The sequence below is a fragment of the Anaerosporobacter sp. genome, assembly GCF_965301125.1.
In genome coordinates this window covers 1-19,498 of record NZ_CBDLAM010000038.1, presented here as the reverse complement: position 1 = coordinate 19,498, position 19,498 = coordinate 1, and the positions used below count along the sequence as shown (strand labels likewise).

The following is a 19,498-nucleotide window of genomic DNA, read 5'->3' as shown; positions in this document are numbered from 1 at the left end:
ATTCCTTCAATTCTTCCTCCGTCCCAAGTACATAATGGGTTCCACTGATATGAATCCGTTTACTATCATTATAACTTGTTTTTAGCATAGAGGTATTGTATTCCATCAATGTTTTCTCTCGTTCTACCCTTGGGTTTGGAACAGGAATCGCACTAAGTAAAGAACGTGTGTAAGGATGAATTGGATTATCAAAGATTTCTTCCACGCTCCCTGACTCAACGAGATGTCCTAGGTGAAGCACCCCGATATGATCTGATATATACTTTACCATACTAAGATCATGAGCAATAAACAAGTATGCGATTCCCGTTTCTTTTTGAATCTTTTTCATCAAGTTTACTACCTGCGCTTGAATGGAAACATCAAGTGCTGAAATTGCTTCATCTGCAATAATCAAATCCGGTTCCATAATAAGTGCACGAGCGATTCCGATTCTCTGTCTTTGTCCACCTGAAAATTGATGAGGATAACGCTTTGCATGTTCTCTTGACAATCCAACTAGTTCAAGAATCTTATAGACACGCTCTTCCATTTCTTCACGGGTTTTGCAAACATTGTGAATCATAAGGCCTTCACCAATGATATCGATAACTTTCTTCCTTGGATTCAAGCAAGCCATTGGGTCTTGGAAAATCATTTGCATCTTAGTACGAAGCATTTGTTCCTCTTCTTTCTTTAACTTACCTGAAATCTCTTTCCCATTAAAGATAATCTGGCCTCCTGTTGGCTCATACAAACGAATGATGGCTCTTCCTGTCGTTGACTTTCCAGAACCAGATTCTCCAACTAAACCGTAAGTCTTTCCTTTCTCGATTTCAAAAGAAATACCATCTACTGCACGTACCGTAAAGTTACGGTTTATTTTAAAATGTTGTTTCAAGTCTTTTACTTCAATTATCACATTACTCATACTTCATCACCTCGTTTCATAGCCTCGATTCTTTGTTTCAATGTCTCTGGCATTTCAACCTTCGGTGCTTTCTCATGCATTAACCAAGAAGCTACTTTATGTGTATCAGATCCTTTCACATCAAACATTGGAGGATCAATACGGTAATCAATATTAAGTGCATACTGATTACGTCTAGCAAATGCATCACCTTTGATTTCTTTCACGAGATTTGGAGGTGTTCCTGGAATTGTATATAACTCATCACTATTAGTTGTCAAATCAGGCATAGAAGATAACAATCCCCATGTATATGGATGTCTTGGGTCATAAAAGATTTCTTCTGTTGTTCCAGTCTCAACAATTTTACCAGCATACATAACATTGATATGATCAGCAACCTTTGCTACTACACCAAGATCATGAGTGATATAAATTACAGATAAATCCTTCTTCTTCTGAATATCCTGAATTAACTTAAGAATCTTCGCTTGAATTGTTACATCAAGAGCTGTTGTTGGTTCATCACAAATTAGTACATATGGATCACAAGATAATGCAATAGCGATTACTATTCTTTGGCGCATACCACCTGAGAGCTGATGAGGGTAATTCTTCATTCTTCTCTCAGCATCCGTGATTCCCACTAACTGAAGAAGCTCTACTGCTTTTTCATATGCTTCTTTCTTTGATTTTTTGTAATGGTAAATCATCGGTTCCATGATTTGCTTTCCAATAGTCATAGTGGGGTCAAGAGATGTCATAGGATCTTGGAAAACCATTGCAATTTTTTGTCCTCTGATTTCTTTTTGTAGCTCTTCTTCGGACAATTTTACTAAATCGACTTCCTTCTTTTCTCCTGTATGAAAATCATTCCATGTATAATAAATACTTCCCTGCTCTATTTTTGCATTACTTGCTAGTAAGCCCATAACCGCTTTTGTTGTTACTGATTTACCAGAGCCAGACTCCCCAACAATGGCTACTGTTTCCCCTTTATGAAGTTCGAAATTGACACCACGAACTGCACTCACTGTCCCACTATCTGTCTTGAATGATATTTGTAAATCCTTAATACTTAATATTAATTCTCTATTTTCCATACTATCTCTCCTTCATTGTTGGATCTAATGCATCACGAAGACCGTCACCAAACAAGTTAAAACTTAACATCAGAACTGCAAGAATTACGGCTGGAATTATCATCATATAAGGATATACTAAAATACTGTTAAAACCTTCATTAATTAATGTTCCTAATGAAGCTTGTGGCACTGCAAGTCCTAAACCAACAAATGCAAGATAAGCTTCATAGAAGATTGCATTTGGTACGGTCATCATAGCCATAATAATTAGCTGACCATAGATATTCGGAAGGATTTCTTTAAAAATAAGTCGTGAATTCGATGCCCCTAATGTTCTAGAGGCCAATATGTATTCATCCTCTTTCACTTTCAGAACCTGAGCACGAGTAATTCGACTCATAGCAATCCACTCCGTAAACATTAAAGCCACAATTACCGTAAACAAGGAGGACTTCATTACTGTTAATAACAAAGTCAAGATTACTAATGTTGGAATCGAGTTCATCAACTCCTGAAAACGTTGAAGTAATGCATCTAATTTTCCACCGAAGAATCCAGAAACCAATCCGTAAATCATACCAATAAATACGTCAATTAATACTGCAACTACTGCTACAAACAAAGAAATTCTAGCACCCTGCCAACAACGAACGAATAAATCGCGACCATATGCATCGGTACCAAATAAGTGTTCAGCATTAGGCTTGATATTAGCCTTTGCTGTATCGATTGCATCATATTCATACGGCGAAAAGACTGGTACGAATATAGCAAGTAATACAATTATTACAATACAACATAAACCGATAACAGCTCCTTTATTTTTGCAAAAACGAGTTAGGATATCCTTCCATGCTGGTCGGGCTGGTTCGATCTCATCCACTGTAATATCAATCTTATCCCCGACAAATTCAAAATCATTCTCAAGAAATGTATATTCTTCCATACTAGTCCTCCTTTCCTAAACGAATTCTAGGATCAATGATACCGTATGATATATCAATAATCAACATCATTACTATATACATCGCACTATATAAAAATGAACATGCTAAGATAATATTATAATCATTTGCACGAATACTGTTGATTAATAATTTACCTAAACCAGGAACACCACAGATTTGCTCCACTACCATAGTTCCTGTCATAAGGTTTACTAAGATTGGTCCGATAATTGTAACTACTGGAATCAAAGAGTTACGTAAACAATGCCTAGAGATAAGCTTTCTACGACTTAACCCTTTTGCTTTTACAAGCTGAACGTAGTCACTATTTAATACACCAATCATCTCTGTCCTTGTAAATCTTGCAACATTGGCAATAACGGATACCGATAGCGCCAATACTGGAATAATACTTGTACGAATCGGATCTTCACTGTTGTAGATGGTTGGTAAAATGTTTAAGTCTACTCCTAAGAAGATTAATAAAAGTAACGCAAATACAAAGGATGGTACTGATACTCCAAGTACCGATATAAATGTTGCAAATGTATCCCAAAAATGATTCTGATGTAATGCCGCTACGATACCTAGAATCATTCCAATAATTGTACCAAGAATTACTGCTGCGATACCAAGAGTAAATGAAATCGAAGCTGCACCTGATACAAGAGTAGATACAGGAAGGTCTTTATATAATGCATAGGAGATGCCGAAATCTCCTGTTAACATATTTTTTAAATATGTAAAAAATTGAACTATAATTGGTTTATCTAGCCCGTATTTTGCCATAATGATTGCTCTCTGACCTTCAGATAGCTTTTCATCGTTAAATGGTGTTCCTGGAAGAAACTTTACCATTAGAAACAATACTGCTAGAATAATGAATAATGTCACGGCGGATATTAGAATTCTCTTCCCAATATACTTGAGCATTGATTTATCCATACCTTGTCTCCTCTCTTTTAATTGAGATTTTGAACATTGTGAACCTGTTTCGTTTATTACATTTCACAATGAACAAGAATATACCTGTAGCATCATATTGACACTACAGGTATATCGTTTCATATCATGATTTCGTTTACAGAAGTCCTATCCTTCTATAAATAATCGAATCAGTTTGGCTTACTCTGCTACTTCTACATAGTTAAAAGTATAAGGTACGCCAACTGGGCGGTGAACTAAATTCTTCACGGAAGAACGAATTAATACAGCAGATCCTTTCTCAAAGACTGGTATTACTGCATAATCTTCCATCGCAATTGCTTCCGCCTCGATCAAGTTATTGAAACGTGCAGTAGCGTCATCTTGTGTCTTTGCTTCGTCCATCTTTGCATCATATGCATCACTCTTATAATCACCATAATTATTGGCATTACCATCGAGTAATAGATTTAAGTAAGTAGTTGCATCACCATAATCTGGTCCCCAACGAGTTAAAGCAACTTCGAATTCACGATTTTTTTGTTTATTATAGATTCTATCTTTCTTAGTTGTTGCTACCATCTCAACTTCTACACCTTCAAGTTTTGAGAACGCGTTCTGTATGTAAGTAGCCATTTGGTCCATAGGAGATTCATCTGTACCATAAAGCACTTGGATTGTAACAGAATCTACTCCAAGTTCTGCAAGCCCAGCATTTAAAGCTTCTTGTGCCCCAGCTACGTCATATGTAGTAAAATCAGCTGCAAGTTCTCTGAAATCAGTTCCATCGTTTAAAGATAAACCAGTAGGAACAAATCCATCTGCTTCTTTGGATCCATCTTTTAAGATGTTATCAGCAAAATCTGTACGATCAATAGCTAATGATAGAGCCTTTCTAATATTTGCATTAGCAAGAGTTTCATTATTTAGATTCAATTGAAGATAGAATAAATAACCTTCAGAATATGTTTTATACTCTGCAGAATCTTTATATTTATCTACAAGAGATGAGTTAATAATTGCGAAATCATTGTATCCTGAGTCAAAGTTAGTTGCTGCAGTTTTTGGATCTTGTACTAACATCATTACAAGACGATCAAGCTTAACTTGGTCTGCATTCCAGTAGTCTGGATTCTTTTCAAATACTGCTTTTGAACCTAACTCCCAAGTTTTCATAGTGAATGCACCATTGGAAATAACTGCATCAGCAGTCTTTGCATAGGCATCACCTTTTTCTTCAGCAAAAGCTCGATTGATTGGATAATAACATGGGAATGTCATTAATTCATCGAAGTAAGAGCATGGACGTTCAACTGTAACTTCTAATGTAGTTTCGTCAATTGCTTTTACACCTAATGTATCTAAATCTTCCTGTGTTAACTCTTCTCCATTAGCCTGCTTTTCCATTAAGGCGTCAGCATTGGCAATTGCTGCACCATCGCTACCAAACATATAGGCATAGTTACCTGCATTGGCAATAATTCGTTGCCATGCATAAACGAAATCATCCGCTTTAACTTTGTCCCCGTTAGACCACTTGGCATCACGTAGCGTATATGTATAAACTAATTTGTCATCGCTAAGAGTATAACTTTCTGCAATGGCAGGTACAACATTACCATCCTTATCAAGCCCCATAAGACCATCGATAACTGCATGAATGGCATTAAATGACATACCATCGTCTGATACTGTGGAATCAAGTGTATTAATATCTAGTTCTGATGCAAAGGTGAATGTAGCACCATCATCAGAATCCTTCGTCTTACTACAACCTGCTAGTGATGCTACCATAGTAAAACAAAGTAGAATTGATAGTAATTTCTTCATAAGTATTCCTCCCTTTTTTGTTATGCCATACGATGATAAAACGCTCGCTTAGGAGGCTACACATCATCTTGACAACTTTGTACCAATATATCACTTTAGCGTGTTAGTGTCAATAGTTTTTTGTCGTATATAGTCGAATATAGTTGTAATATGCAGTTCTCTGAAAGGAAGGAAAATATGTTTCTACTATGAACTTTATTCCAATAATAGACTTAAAAGAAGATGACTCCGACGCAATGTCGAAATCATCCTCCAATTCAACTGACTACTACAAAACCTCCACCTTTAGAAGTGGTTTTCATCCATAGTTTTAAGTCTATTTCTTCCAATCTACTTTGATCTAGAATAGACACGCTTCCCTTCTCTCGATCTAAATCATAAATGGTTACCCAGTGCCAACTTTCTAAGTTTGACAATTGACCATTGCTAAGATTTAAAAAAGCAACTGGCAAATCTTCTACTAATGCCTCTTCTATAAAATCAAATGCTTCTTCTATACCAGCATCACTTATTAGATTTTTACTTGGTATCCTTAGAGATTTACATGAAAGGTCATATTCTTTGTCCTTTCCATAGCTTATTGCTCCTTTTTCAAATATCTCAAGCTTATTAACACCCATTAAACCTGGAGTAACATGTTTCCATACGTCTTCCATAAGTTTTAAAAAACCTTCATAAGTTATACCATCATATGTACATAATCCTTTATACTTTTCCTTTGTCTGAGAAAGATACCACATAATATTAGAACAAGCTGTGGGCCCACAGCCTGCCATTCTCTGAAATCTTTTTGGATACCAACTTTGATCAGGCCCATTAAAAATCCGATTACCTTCTCTTATTTGAAATAATTCTGTTTTCTTCAATTTAATTATATTCTGCTCCATATATTTCATCTCATTTCTAAAATCCATCAAGTGAATTAAACGTGTAAGTTATCTACTGATACAGCTAGATTTTCTCACACTATATCCAATATATCAAGTGAATTCGTCGAAAAGATGCATGTACCATAATGAAGATAAGGGCAAAACCAACTTGTACGGTCTTACCCTTATCTATGATTATCCTATCTAAATATCACGCCATCTTCAGCGCTCAACTTATCAACAATTGCAAGCGACTCTAGATGAATTCCCTGTTGGCGTATCAAATCTCCGCCTGTTTGAAAGCCTTTTTCTATTACAATTCCTGCACCGACTACTGTAGCACCAGCATCTTTTACTAGTTTGGAAAGTCCTATTAGTGCATGTCCATTTGCCAAGAAGTCATCAATGATTAGTACTTTATCCTCTTTTAATAAGAACTCTTTCGATACTATGATATCGTACACTTTACCATGTGTAAATGACTCCACTTTGCTGGTATACACTTCACCTGCGATATTTTTCGTCTTTGATTTTTTAGCAAATAAAACTGGTACATTAAAATATTTTGCAGCGATACAAGCTATTGCAATTCCTGAAGCTTCAATTGTTAGAATCTTTGTTATCTCTTCTCCTTCAAATCGGCGTTTAAACTCTTTTCCGATTTCTTCAAGCAACTCGATATCAATTTGATGATTTAAGAACGAATCTACTTTTAATACATTTCCCTCTTTAATTTTACCATCTTTTTTAATTCGATCTTTTAAAAGTTGCATATCTATACTGTCTCCTTCACTAATTGTGATTTTTCTTGATGCATTTCTTCCATCTTCTTTGGAAGTATAAGATTTAAAATAACTGCAGTTAAGAATACAACTGCGACACAGTTTTCAGCTAATACATTCTGAAGTGTCGTTGGGAACGTATGAAATATATCTGGTACTTGTGTAAATCCAATTCCAATGCTTAATGATAACGCTACGATCAATAAATTTCTTTGATTGAAACCGCATTTTGCAATCATTTGTAAACCGCTCACTACAATAGTTCCAAACATGATTAATGTACATCCTCCAAGAACAGGTTCTGGTAATGTAGATAAGATTGCTCCGATTGGTGGAAATAATCCTGACAGAATCATAATAATTGCTCCCATTAAGAGTGTAAAACGGTTGACTACTTTTGTCATAGCTACTAACCCAACATTCTGGCTGAAAGAAGTAATTGGCATACAGCCGAATACTCCTGATAATGAACTAATAAAACCATCACAGGCAAGTGCACCTGAAATCTCCTTTTCTGTAGCATCTCTATTTAATCCAGCTTCTGCAAGTGCTGATGTATCACCAATAGTTTCCGTTGCTGACACTAAATAAATTAATACAACCGAAACAATCGCACTGAGATTGAATTCTGGTTTAAATGGTAAGATTTCCGGAAATGAGAAGAGACTTGATCCCGCAACTTCTTGAAAATCAACTTTCCCCATAAAGATTGCAACCACATAACCAACAACTAATCCAAATAGTACAGCTAACTGTTTGTATTGTCCTTTTGCAAGTATAGTAAATGCCAAACAACATACAAGAGTGATACTACCCAATGCTAAATTAGATAGTGAACCAAAATCTGCACTTCCATTCCCTCCTCCGAAGGAATATGCACCAACATTTAATAAGGAAAAACCAATTGCTGTTACAACGCTTGCTGCAACAACAGGTGTAATTATTTTTCTCCAATAACGGGCAAATAACCCCAAAATACCTTCAATAATCCCACCTATTAGTATAGCACCAATAGCCGTAGGATAACCATATTGACTACCTATAAAACAAAGAATAGACACAAAGGTAAAACTGATTCCCATTACAATAGGTAACCTTGATCCAACCTTCCAGATTGGATATAACTGAATTATTGTGCCGATACCTGCAATAATCATTGCTGCTTGGATTAATTTCGCGGTTTGTGAACTGGATAATCCAGATGCAGCCGCTACGATAATAATTGGGGTAATGTTTGCTACAAACATAGCAAGGATGTGTTGTAAACCAAATGGAATCGCCTTAGCAACCGGAACTCTTCCATCAAGTTCATAAATACTAGAATAATTCTTCATTACAATGCCTCCATAAATTAATTGGATACACGTATAATGGAGTCTCTTTAGATATGTCTTTTTAATTATTCATATCGTAGTCAAACTATTTAAGGTAGCTTGGTAGAAACTGTTGAACCATATTTTCAACTTTATACGATGTACTTCTTTTTGAATTATGTTTTTTATCATAATATAAAAACCGTAAAATGTCTAGTCTTAAATTATTATGTCGAATATTTTTTTCATGACTATTAATAGTCATAGGATAATATTTCTATTATTTTTTAAGATATGTTTATCTTTTACCCACTTGAGAACACGTAACGATTAAGTAAATATTTCTGCTTAACAATAAATAGATTGTATTTTTATCAGCAGAAATTCGATATTTATCTAAAGAAGGTTATGATAAAAGACATTTTTCACCTCAATATGAAGAAATAATAAAAGCCTACACAGAAAAAGAGAGTAGCTAAATCAATAGTTACTCTCTTTTTCTGTGTAGGCTTTTATTAAATTTTCAAGTACCAAATCATGTACCAATTTAATATCAAAATATGATTTTTGCGATAATTTACGCTAGTTTGTATATTTTTCACAAATACTCAAAACACCTGTAAATCCAGTGTTTACAATGATTGTTCTAAAGTTCATACGGTGTGACTTGGTAAACGAAGTAGTTAAGCCAATTCGTATACAACGCATTAGAATGTCCTCTCCAAGAAAGAATAGGACGTTTACTTGGGTCGTCATCTGGATAGTAGTTCTTAGGCATCTCTATCTCTATGCCTTTCATTATATCTCTCTTGTACTCACTATCAAGAGTAACGCGGTCATATTCTGGGTGACCCGTAATGAATACATGTTTTCCATCTTTGGACATTACAATGAATACGCCTGCTTCATCTGATTCTGCAAGGATTTGCAGATTATCATTGCTTTCAATATCTTCTTTGCTCACTCCAGTGTATCTTGAGTGTGGAGCATTGAAATAATCATCAAAACCACGTACAAGTGGCACTTTTCGATTGCATACTTTGTGTTTGAATACACCGAATAATTTTTCTTGTAATATATATTTATGAATACCATAATGATAGTATAGGCCAGCCTGAGCACCCCAACAGATGTGTAATGTAGAGGTTACATTCGTCTTTGACCATTCCATTATTTCCGTAAGTTCATTCCAATAGATTACTTCTTCGAAATCCAACTGTTCAACTGGTGCACCTGTAATAATTAATCCATCAAAGCGACGATCTTTCACGTCATCAAATGTTTGATAGAATTTGTCTAAATGACTTGCTGCTGTGTTCTTACTAACATATGTTTTGGTAGTTAAGAAAGTCACATCAACCTGTAATGGCGTATTGGATAAACTGCGTAATAACTGTACTTCTGTATCTTCTTTTAATGGCATAAGGTTGAGAATAGCAATCTGAAGCGGTCTAATATCCTGTGATATTGCTCGATTCTCATCCATCATAAATATATTCTCATCTTCTAAGATTCGCTTAGCAGGTAGGTTTTTTTGTACTTTAATAGGCATGATAACCCTCCTTCTGCAATGCAGACATATAAATTCAAGTTAGTGACTGTGTTCATCCGTTTGTCTTACAGTCACAACCACAATTCTAACACGATTGCTTTGTAAAATCAACACATGGAAGATATTCTTACATTCCTATGGTTATTATTACATTTACATGCTTATTATTACATTTCCATCGTTTTTGTTACATTCCTACCATCTTCATAAACTCCAATTCTGTTATAATTGGAATATTTAACTCTTTTGCTTTTTTATTCTTTGAAGAATTCGACATGTTATCATTATTAATAAGATAATTCGTCTTAGAAGTAACAGAGCCGGTTACTTTACCACCTTTTGACTCAATTAATTCTTTTACTTCATTACGATTTGTAAAATGTTCTACTGATCCAGTAATAACAAAATTAATATTATCAAATATTAATGCAGATTCGTTTACAACTTCTTTTTCAAAGAATACTTCCTTTAATAGATCATCCACAATCTTTTTGTTCTCTTCTTTTCTAAAGAAACTAGAAAATGTCTCAGCAATTACATCACCAATTCCTTGGATTTCAACAAGACTATCACCTGTTGCATTACGAATCGCCTCAAAATCATTCTTATATGCCTTACAGATAAGCTTAGCATTAGATAATCCTACATTTGGAATTCCTAAACTATAGATAAACTTAGCCAATGTGGTATGTCTAGCCTTATCAATAGAAGCAATTAGGTTGGCATATGATTTTTCACCAAAACCCTCCATCTTAGTGATTACATCTTTATATTTTTCCACATGGAAGATATCCGCTAATTCTTTCACCATTCCCTGAGCGATTAACTTCTCTATGGTAGCCTCTGATAATCCTTCAATATTCATAGCATTCCTTCCAACAAAATGTGTAAAGGATTTAATCTTTTTCGCTAAACATTCTGGATTGATACAGTATAATGATTTCACTCCTTTTTCTTGCTTTATCTGCGTCTTTCCATGACAGACTGGGCAAGTATCTGGAACTACTATATTTCCACTTCTTGTTAGATTCTCTGCTATTTGAGGAATAATCATATTTGCTTTATATACTTGAATGGTATCATCAATCCCAAGCTCTAGAGATTCAACGATACTTACATTATGAACGCTGGCACGGCTTACTGTAGTGCCTTCTAACTCTACAGGATCAAAGATTGCTACAGGATTAATCAAACCAGTACGGGAAGCACTCCATTCAATTTCCTTTAACTTTGTTTCTTTAATTTCATCTTGCCACTTGAAAGCAATGGAATCACGTGGGAATTTTGCTGTTGTTCCTAATGATTTACCGTAGGCGATATCGTCTAGAACTAACACAAGACCATCAGATGGGAAATCATTTGTTACAATTGCATCTGCAAACCACTTTACCGTATCTGCTAAGGTATCTGCCGTTACTCTCTTTGCTTCTACTACATCGAAACCTTGTGATTTAAGCCAGTTCATCTGTTCTTCTCTTGAGTTTTTGAAATCAACATCAGGTGCGCTCACAAGAGTAAATGCAAAGAAATGTACATTTCTCTGTGCAGTAATCTTGTTATTTAGTTGTCTTACGCTACCACTACATAGATTTCTAGGATTCTTGTATTTGGAGTCTACATCTTCGATTTCCGCGTTAATCTTCTCAAAATCTGAATACTTGATTACTGCTTCTCCACGAAGCACTAACGTTCCTTTGTAGTTTATTGACAATGGAACATTCTTAAACACTTTCGCATTATTCGTAATAACTTCTCCCATTTCTCCGTTACCACGGGTAACTGCTTTTAATAATTTACCATCTTGATATGTTAATACGATTGTTAAACCATCTAGTTTCCAAGATAGCAATCCGTCTTGATTTCCCAACCAATCACGTAACACCTCAACCTCTTTTGTTTTATCTAATGATAACATAGACGATTCATGACGTTCTTTTGGTAATTCACTTAAGGCTTCATAACCAACATTTTGCGTTGGGCTATTTGATAATATGATACCTGTCTCTTTCTCTAATTCTACTAGCTCATCATACAATTTATCATATTCAAAGTTCGTCATTATCTCACGATCTTCTTGGTAATAAGCCTTCCCTGCTTTATTAAGCAACTCTACTCTATCCCTTATTTCTTGTAATTTGTCACTCATCGTTTAACCATACCTTTCCTAATTTCCTATTACACAGGTGGAAGTTTCCACATACTATCATTTTAACACGTTTAGCTAAAACAAGCCAAGCTAAATGATATTAATATCATAGCTTGGCATTTTCCTCTAGTAAAACGTTTCTTATTATTAATTTATTAATTATTAAATCGTTTGTTATTATACCCTTCCTTTAGGTTTCGATGCAGATTTCATCTTCCCCTTAGATATAAGCTCGTATAAGTCTTTGATTTCTTGTTCTGTAATTTTACGCCATGTACCAACTTTCAACTTTCCAAGCTTAATATTCATAACTCGAACTCGCTGTAAAGTAACAACTCGAAAACCAAAGTACTCGCACATACGGCGTATTTGTCGATTTAACCCTTGTGTTAATATAATACTGAATGTAAATTTATTCACTTGCGTAACTTCACATCTTCTAGTCACAGTGTCTAAGATTGGTACACCTTCACGCATACCTTCTAGGAATTGTAACGTGATCGGTTTATTCACAGTTACCACATATTCTTTTTCATGAAAGTTACTAGCTTTTAGAATCTTATTCACAATACTACCATCATTAGTCAATAAGATAAGTCCTTCCGAATCCTTATCGAGTCGCCCTATTGGATATACTCTTTTAGGGTAGTTCAAAAAATCTACTATATTATCTGGATCTTCTTTTTGTGCAGTGCAAGTAATCCCTCTTGGCTTATTCATTGCAAGAAGTATCATTTCATTTTCTTTACTGATTACTTTATTATTAAATTTGACTACATCGCCTTCAAATATCTTCGTTCCCATAACGGCTACTTGTCCATTAACTTGAATACGACCTTCTTCCACATAACGATCTGCTTGTCTTCTAGAACAGATCCCGCAATCGCTTAGATATTTATTGACACGAATCCCTTCTTGTACGTCTTTCTCTATAACTGGTTTTTTTTTCATCTTCGTACCTATCCACGTATTTTAAACGAGCCTACTATATAAAGTGTTGAACTTATTATTAATTGTTCGATCCTTCATCGCTTGACTTAGAATCCTGTTTATCACTCTTAGTTGATTTCTTATCCTTAGTTGTTTTTTCGTCGCTCTTATTGTCTTTTTCATCATCCTTAGTCGCTTTTTTATCACTCTTATCACTACTCTTTGAATCTTCTGAAGCCGCAGCACTTGAGCGTTCTTCAATAAATTTCTTCAAATCTTCATCCTTTGTAATGGCCTCGTCAAGCTTTTTGTTAACGGAATCAATAACATCGATTACAGATTGATTGTTTGATGCTTCTTTAATGAAATTTTGTGTTTCATCATCAATCGCACCTAGATAAACATACGGACTTCCAGACTCGTCAAGTTTAATATATAGTCTTGTCATTCCTGGTGCTAAAGTATTCACATTTAGGATTTTTAAATCTTCATAAACGTATACAATAAAAGAATCTTCAGTAGGTCCGTTTAACGTATAACATACAATGTTTCTATAATCTTCAATATATTCAGATTTTGCACGTAAATCATCTTCATCGATTACAGAAGAATCATTAACTAAGGTACGAAGAGTATCATAATCACAAGATCCTTTTGCACTCATGTACTTCTTAACTAATTCATTAATTGCTGGATATATGTCCATACGTAATACACCGTCACCTGGTTGTCCAACTAATTCTATTTTAGCAGCAGTATCTTCTACATCTGTAGATTTGTCTTGTGTTCCCTCAGCTGTTACCATTACAGTATCCGCTTTTTTTCCATCGCTTTTATCTTTTGGTTTACTCAGTGATAATGTAACCATCCCAATTCCCATTGCGCTCATTGAAATAATTAATATCATTTTCTTATATTTTAATTTCATTATAATCTCCTTATCTGCATCTAGCAGTCAACAAATTCAAACTATTCTAATCTATTTCTTTTCTATTTCTTTACATAAATATATGTAGTTACCAAATTATATTCTAACAAAATTGTTTATAAAAAGCAACATAATATTATATAATCTTTTAACATATTCCTTTCTTCGTGTAATATTTACGTAATATTTTTAATATTTTTGTAATGTATTTTTCAAGCTGTTATCTTTACATTACGATTATAATCAAGTATAATATCATAGGTATAATTTTTGCACTTGTAGCTCAGTTGGATAGAGCATAGGCCTCCGACGCCTAGGGTCGCAGGTTCGAATCCTGTTAGGTGCATATATTCAATAAAAAAGGTACGATTGGTTTCAGCCATTCGTACCTTTTTTATTATACTGTAAGTTCCTTAAGTAATCTATCGTAATAATATACGCTAGAAGACAGCACTTCCTCCTTTGCAACTTGAGTTTGATTCACTTCATTTACCATCTGAATTAATTGGGATTTATCTATATCTTCTTGAAAAGGTACTAGAATAACTTCATGAATACTACTTGGTAGTATATAGACACTGGATTTGACTCTGTTTGAGAAATTCTCGATTACACCTGGATATAACAAAGCACTTGCTCCATTTATTCCATTTGAATTTGATAGAATATACATAGTTTGTGATAATTCTAATTGGACTGGGATTTCTTGATTATAATCTTCCACTTCATTTTCATCTGAAAATACTAGAGGCGACGGTTCTTTCATTGGTTCTAACATCTCTTGTAAGACTTCTTCCATTGTCCTAATGCTTGACGGAAACAACTTCGGTGTATTCACGGCTGCTAACTGATATAGCTCTTTTACCGTAAGATTCCACCTCTCCATCAATTCTCTTGTTATGAGGAATGAACCAATTCCATCATCATTATTACGTACTAGACAATGAAAGGTAATTGCTAAATCAACGAGTTGCATGAAAGGTACCTCTTGTAATCGCTTTTTATTACTCTTACGATTTACCAACCGATAGATAATCTTATCTTTCCACCTATCAAAACTCATATCTTCCGTAACTTCATCTAATACATTTTCCTTCATTGTTGTAATCCGAAGCTCCATTATCTCTCTACATAGATCTGAGATAGATTCTCCTTGTAGGTACCTTTCGTAATAAGAATTTAGATAAATGTTAGGGGATACTCTTTCTCCCTCTTTCATCAATACAACCCCATTCTGCTCTACGTCGTTGTTTTTCATTACAGAAAGAAATTGGACTTGATAATTTGGTGTAGCCATTTGCTCTATGCAGGTTTGCATATGAGCTAAAAATTCTTCATATTGCATATGACCTCCTTAAATAATAAAATAGCATTTACTTCTATATTTTACCATTTAATATCATTTTTTGCAATCATTATATACATTTCTTATATAAATTCCTTCTTACTTACACTTCTTCCTGCCCAGGCAATTAATACTTGAGATGGTAGATAGTAAAACCACATGGCTACTGTTGCAACTTCATATATTGTCTGATATAGCAATGAGGTAGCAAAACTTAGATAACTTCCAGCATTAAAGATAGCAACATGTATATCACACAATAAAAATAATGTCATACCTATAGCAAATATTTTTCTTTCTTTTCTATCTTTGCTACGAAGCCACGAACATAAAACATTACTTACTAAATGAACAAAATAGTAGATAGATAAAATTATCACAATATCTGTCTCAACCGGAAAACCAATTCGGATTGCCAGTAGGATCCCTCCAATAATACCAAACTGCACTGCTTCTTTTAAGATATAGTTCTTAATATTCTTACTGCAATAGATACAGTATATTGTCTGTACCATGCTAAAACTTAACATTCCTGCTGCGTAATAATCCGTAAATAATAAGAAATAATCTGAAACGACAGTAAAAAAAAGACCTGATACAATATATCCAGATCTCTCCTTTTTCTTGCCAAGCATCACATATAAAAAGCATAAGATGATACTTTCATATTTAATCATGGAACTAATCCCTGAATAACGGTTGCAGACATCAAGTATCATAAAAGTTATATAATTTATGATTTGAAGGCCCCAAAATAAGTATTGTATCATCTTACTACTCCTATTATTTCTTTTCACTGTTATACATTTTTAATAATTCATTAGCATCTTCCTTTGGTACAGGTTTGCTAAATAAGAATCCCTGTGCTATCTTACAATCTATACTTCTTAAGAAATCAGCTTGCGCCTCATATTCCACTCCCTCAGCAATTACATTCAAATCAAAATTCTTTGCTAAGTTAATAATACTAGAAACAATCTTTTGGTCATTTTGATTTTCAATCAAACAATCTAAGAAACTCTTGTCAATCTTTAAATTGCTTACTGGTAACATCCGTAGATAGTTCAATGCTGAATAACCTGTACCAAAGTCATCAAGTGAAAAATGTATTCCTAATGCTCTAATCTGCTCAATGACTTCGATTGAATATTCTACATTATCTAGCACAACCGTTTCTGTTATCTCTAATACTAATTTGGCTGGATTTATTTCTGTTTCATCAATTGTTTCCTTCACCATATTAACTAAATCCATATCAAGAAATTGCCTACTAGATATGTTTACAGCCATAGTAAGATTCGTAAACCCATTATTTTCCCATTCTTTTAACTGCTTACAAGCTTCTCTCATCACCCATTTCCCAATTGGAACGATTAAACCTGTTTGTTCAGCGATGGGAATGAATTCCGCTGGTCCAACTATTCCTTTTACTGGATGATTCCATCTAACTAGCGCTTCAAAACCATAAATTTGATTGGACTCTAAATCAATCTGTGGTTGATAATATACTTCGAATTCATTATGATCAATGGCCTGTCTTAACTCTGATTGAATTTCGATCTTATTCAATAAGCGATTATTAATACTTTCATTATAGAAACAATATGTATTCTTCCCATTTTCCTTTGCAGAATACATTGCTAAATCAACATTCTTGATTAAACTCTGTGTTGTTTTTCCATCCCTCGGTGCATATGCTACACCAATGCTAATTGTTACAAAGAATTCCTTTAATGACAATACAAATGGATATGAAAATACCTTCTGTATCTTACGAATCTTTTCTTCGAATAAACCTATATCTTCAATGTTCTGTGATAATACAATGAATTCATCTCCACCAAAACGTGCTAAGTAATCATTCTCATCAACTGCTTGTTTCAGACGATGTGTAACATCAATTAGTAATTCATCTCCATAAGAATGTCCAAGAATATCATTAATATTCTTAAAATCATCTAGATCTATATACATTACAGCAACAACTTCTTCTTTACGAAGCGTGTTCATAACATGATCAAGACGTTCTGTAAAAGCTGTCCTATTTGGTAGTTCCGTTAGATAATCTGTATAAGCTATCTTTTTATTATTCTCTTCACTACGCTTTAACTCTTCATATTTAGTTTCTAATTCCTTTTGTGCTAAAGATACTTCCTTATACGTAACTTCAAGTTTATTGTAGCTTTCTCTTAGTGTAGCTTCAGCTAAACTAGTCTTATATTGTGCAACCCTTCTTTTTTTATTAGAAATAACAAGTACTATAATAACAAGAATTAATACAGCAATTACAGCCATTAGTATATTAAATAATGTCTTATCAATTTCATAAAAAGTACTTCCACTACTTAGTATGCCTAACCTCATGACATATTACCTCCTAGAGTAATTCAGTATTATTTTATAGATAATATCTTACTGATTATACCATAATATATATTCATTTCCAACCCATTTTATTAAACAGCAATTTCATACCGTTTCACATCGAAAATTATCCAATATGCAACATATAAAAAGTATGCTATAATATTATATTATATAAAATGCACAAAATCCGAAAATTCATTCAGGAGTGTTAATAATGCAAAACAATAAAAAAATAGCTTTATTTATCTCCCATATATTTGGGGAATATCAAAAAAATCTAAGCATGGGTATTATCACAAAAGCCACCGAATATGGATATCATGTTGACATCTTTGCTTCTAATGATGGTGAAATCACAGAAGAACTTGGGCAAGGTGAAAGCAACATACTTAAAATACCTAATTATTCATCTTATCGTGGTATAATTTTCGCTTCTGGTACCTATATTGAATCTGGCTTAAAAAATCAGATTCTTCAATCCCTTAAAGAAAACTGTTGTTGCCCAATTTTAAATATAAATCAAGAACCATCAGAATTTTACACCCTCTCCATAGATAATATTCAACCTATGAAAGAATTGGTTTCTCATCTAATAACCACCCATAAATATCAAAGAATTTCCTTCTTAGCCAACAGACACGATGAATTATTCTCAAAGCAAAGAATTAAGTCTTATCAAGAAACTATGAACAAGTATAAACTTACATGGTCAGATTATACAATTGCATGGTGTTATCCAAACCTAGACTCGGTTAAAGAAGCCGTTAATACGCTTCTTAGTACTCCAGATGGACAACCGGAAGTAATTGTTTGTTATAATGACACAATTGCCCTTATGGTTTCTAAAATCCTAACCGAAAAAGGTTTTACCATACCTAACGATATTGCCCTTACTGGTTATGATAATCTTGAAGCTGCAATCCATAACATTCCTCCCATTACCTCAGTAGAATTTCCTGTGAATGAGTTAGGTGAACTTGCTATCGATACCCTGATTCGTATCCACGCAGGAGAAATACCTGATAGGTCTATTACCATACCCGCCCAGCCTGTTATTCTCTCTTCTTGTGGTTGTATCAATCCATCTACACAGAGAAACAGCCATTATAACTTAAGTCTTATTGATACAATTGCTAGACGTGAACACGAAATGATAACTGACATAAATCTCTCTTCTTCTTTAATAAACATTACAGACATTGATGAAGGAATGGACGTTTTAGCTACATATACCAATACTATAGAAGACCTTGAGGGCTTTTATATATGTCTCTATTCTGATTGGAATTCGCTCTCTGATTCGATTCTTGATATTACTGACAGAGACAATGACAATGGTTACTCGAATGATTTAAAACTTCTAAAAATGGGGATAAAAAATGGTAAAAGAATTCCTGAATGCAGTTTTAATAGAGACCTCCTCCTTCCTTCTTCTGTGTATCACAATAGTTCTTGTGCCTTTTTATATATGCCGCTATATTTTAAAGAACGAAACTTTGGTTATATTGCTCTTTCATACCAAAACCATAATATCCATCATACCTTCAGTTTAATGCTATGGTTACGAAATATAAATAATATGCTCCAGACT

The 19,498-nt window shown here is 34.1% G+C and carries 16 protein-coding genes, 1 tRNA gene and 1 riboswitch; of the genes, 2 read left to right on the top strand and 15 right to left on the bottom strand.

Annotated features, from left to right (window positions below; all coding sequences use genetic code 11):
- The 12 genes from ACW2QF_RS06260 to ACW2QF_RS06205 form a co-directional block, all read right to left on the bottom strand.
- Positions 1-910 (bottom strand): ABC transporter ATP-binding protein (locus ACW2QF_RS06260; protein ID WP_455715139.1); only part of this gene is annotated, 910 nt, incomplete at its 3' end.
- Positions 907-1,992, bottom strand: coding sequence for an ABC transporter ATP-binding protein (locus ACW2QF_RS06255; protein WP_455715138.1), 1,086 nt, complete (start codon positions 1,990-1,992; stop codon positions 907-909). The genes ACW2QF_RS06260 and ACW2QF_RS06255, both read right to left, overlap by 4 nt.
- A 1-nt stretch (position 1,993) precedes the next feature.
- Entirely contained in the window at positions 1,994-2,920 is a 927-nt protein-coding gene (locus tag ACW2QF_RS06250; protein ID WP_455715137.1) for an ABC transporter permease, read from the bottom strand.
- Between the two features lies 1 nt (position 2,921).
- A complete protein-coding gene (locus ACW2QF_RS06245) occupies positions 2,922-3,866 on the bottom strand; it encodes an ABC transporter permease (protein ID WP_455715136.1) in 945 nt (314 codons plus the stop codon).
- A gap of 180 nt (positions 3,867-4,046) precedes the next feature.
- Positions 4,047-5,675 (bottom strand): peptide ABC transporter substrate-binding protein, encoded by a 1,629-nt coding sequence (locus ACW2QF_RS06240; RefSeq protein WP_455715135.1) that lies wholly within the window; start codon positions 5,673-5,675, stop codon positions 4,047-4,049.
- Positions 5,676-5,932: 257 nt separating this feature from the next.
- Complete coding sequence (locus tag ACW2QF_RS06235) at positions 5,933-6,562, bottom strand: hypothetical protein (RefSeq protein WP_455715134.1); 630 nt, start codon at positions 6,560-6,562, stop codon at positions 5,933-5,935.
- A 182-nt stretch (positions 6,563-6,744) separates the two neighbouring features.
- The gene (locus ACW2QF_RS06230) at positions 6,745-7,317 is read right to left on the bottom strand and encodes a xanthine phosphoribosyltransferase (RefSeq protein WP_455715133.1); all 573 of its coding nucleotides are present in this window, start codon (positions 7,315-7,317) and stop codon (positions 6,745-6,747) included.
- A 2-nt stretch (positions 7,318-7,319) separates the two neighbouring features.
- Entirely contained in the window at positions 7,320-8,660 is a 1,341-nt protein-coding gene (locus tag ACW2QF_RS06225; RefSeq protein ID WP_455715132.1) for a uracil-xanthine permease family protein, read from the bottom strand.
- A 57-nt stretch (positions 8,661-8,717) separates the two neighbouring features.
- A riboswitch (purine riboswitch) is annotated at positions 8,718-8,819 on the bottom strand.
- A 466-nt stretch (positions 8,820-9,285) separates the two neighbouring features.
- The gene (gene metA / locus ACW2QF_RS06220) at positions 9,286-10,191 is read right to left on the bottom strand and encodes a homoserine O-acetyltransferase MetA (RefSeq protein ID WP_455715131.1); all 906 of its coding nucleotides are present in this window, start codon (positions 10,189-10,191) and stop codon (positions 9,286-9,288) included.
- Positions 10,192-10,378: 187 nt separating this feature from the next.
- Positions 10,379-12,337: an NAD-dependent DNA ligase LigA gene (gene ligA / locus ACW2QF_RS06215; RefSeq protein WP_455715130.1), complete on the bottom strand. Its 1,959-nt coding sequence runs from the start codon at positions 12,335-12,337 to the stop codon at positions 10,379-10,381.
- A gap of 177 nt (positions 12,338-12,514) precedes the next feature.
- Positions 12,515-13,288, bottom strand: coding sequence for a 23S rRNA pseudouridine(2604) synthase RluF (rluF, locus tag ACW2QF_RS06210; RefSeq protein WP_455715129.1), 774 nt, complete (start codon positions 13,286-13,288; stop codon positions 12,515-12,517).
- Between the two features lie 58 nt (positions 13,289-13,346).
- Complete coding sequence (locus ACW2QF_RS06205; RefSeq protein WP_455715128.1) at positions 13,347-14,195, bottom strand: hypothetical protein; 849 nt, start codon at positions 14,193-14,195, stop codon at positions 13,347-13,349.
- Between the two features lie 272 nt (positions 14,196-14,467).
- Between ACW2QF_RS06205 and ACW2QF_RS06200 the strand changes: the two genes are divergently transcribed.
- A tRNA-Arg gene (locus tag ACW2QF_RS06200) sits at positions 14,468-14,541 on the top strand.
- A 51-nt stretch (positions 14,542-14,592) separates the two neighbouring features.
- Here the strand turns inward: ACW2QF_RS06200 and ACW2QF_RS06195 are convergent.
- The 3 genes from ACW2QF_RS06195 to ACW2QF_RS06185 all read right to left on the bottom strand — a co-directional run bounded on the left by ACW2QF_RS06195 (position 14,593) and on the right by ACW2QF_RS06185 (position 17,904).
- A complete protein-coding gene (locus tag ACW2QF_RS06195; RefSeq protein WP_455715127.1) occupies positions 14,593-15,540 on the bottom strand; it encodes a DUF5688 family protein in 948 nt (315 codons plus the stop codon).
- An 83-nt stretch (positions 15,541-15,623) separates the two neighbouring features.
- A complete protein-coding gene (locus ACW2QF_RS06190; protein ID WP_455715126.1) occupies positions 15,624-16,310 on the bottom strand; it encodes a lysoplasmalogenase family protein in 687 nt (228 codons plus the stop codon).
- A 13-nt stretch (positions 16,311-16,323) separates the two neighbouring features.
- Positions 16,324-17,904 carry a putative bifunctional diguanylate cyclase/phosphodiesterase gene (locus ACW2QF_RS06185; RefSeq protein ID WP_455715125.1) on the bottom strand — a complete coding sequence of 527 codons (1,581 nt, stop codon included), beginning with the start codon at positions 17,902-17,904 and terminating at the stop codon, positions 16,324-16,326.
- A 217-nt stretch (positions 17,905-18,121) separates the two neighbouring features.
- Here ACW2QF_RS06185 and ACW2QF_RS06180 point away from each other — a divergent pair.
- Positions 18,122-19,498: substrate-binding domain-containing protein (locus tag ACW2QF_RS06180; protein WP_455715124.1), on the top strand; the 1,377-nt coding region annotated here is incomplete at its 3' end.

Coding starts and splice junctions, on each gene's coding strand:
- ACW2QF_RS06235 (WP_455715134.1), bottom strand. CDS start 6,562: ATGGAGCAGAATATAATTAAATTGAAGAAAACAGAATTATTTCAAATA.
- ACW2QF_RS06190 (WP_455715126.1), bottom strand. CDS start 16,310: ATGATACAATACTTATTTTGGGGCCTTCAAATCATAAATTATATAACT.
- ACW2QF_RS06185 (WP_455715125.1), bottom strand. CDS start 17,904: ATGAGGTTAGGCATACTAAGTAGTGGAAGTACTTTTTATGAAATTGAT.
- ACW2QF_RS06240 (WP_455715135.1), bottom strand. CDS start 5,675: ATGAAGAAATTACTATCAATTCTACTTTGTTTTACTATGGTAGCATCA.
- metA (WP_455715131.1), bottom strand. CDS start 10,191: ATGCCTATTAAAGTACAAAAAAACCTACCTGCTAAGCGAATCTTAGAA.
- ACW2QF_RS06245 (WP_455715136.1), bottom strand. CDS start 3,866: ATGGATAAATCAATGCTCAAGTATATTGGGAAGAGAATTCTAATATCC.
- ACW2QF_RS06230 (WP_455715133.1), bottom strand. CDS start 7,317: ATGCAACTTTTAAAAGATCGAATTAAAAAAGATGGTAAAATTAAAGAG.
- ACW2QF_RS06195 (WP_455715127.1), bottom strand. CDS start 15,540: ATGCAATATGAAGAATTTTTAGCTCATATGCAAACCTGCATAGAGCAA.
- ACW2QF_RS06250 (WP_455715137.1), bottom strand. CDS start 2,920: ATGGAAGAATATACATTTCTTGAGAATGATTTTGAATTTGTCGGGGAT.
- rluF (WP_455715129.1), bottom strand. CDS start 13,288: ATGAAAAAAAAACCAGTTATAGAGAAAGACGTACAAGAAGGGATTCGT.
- ligA (WP_455715130.1), bottom strand. CDS start 12,337: ATGAGTGACAAATTACAAGAAATAAGGGATAGAGTAGAGTTGCTTAAT.
- ACW2QF_RS06225 (WP_455715132.1), bottom strand. CDS start 8,660: ATGAAGAATTATTCTAGTATTTATGAACTTGATGGAAGAGTTCCGGTT.
- ACW2QF_RS06205 (WP_455715128.1), bottom strand. CDS start 14,195: ATGAAATTAAAATATAAGAAAATGATATTAATTATTTCAATGAGCGCA.
- ACW2QF_RS06255 (WP_455715138.1), bottom strand. CDS start 1,992: ATGGAAAATAGAGAATTAATATTAAGTATTAAGGATTTACAAATATCA.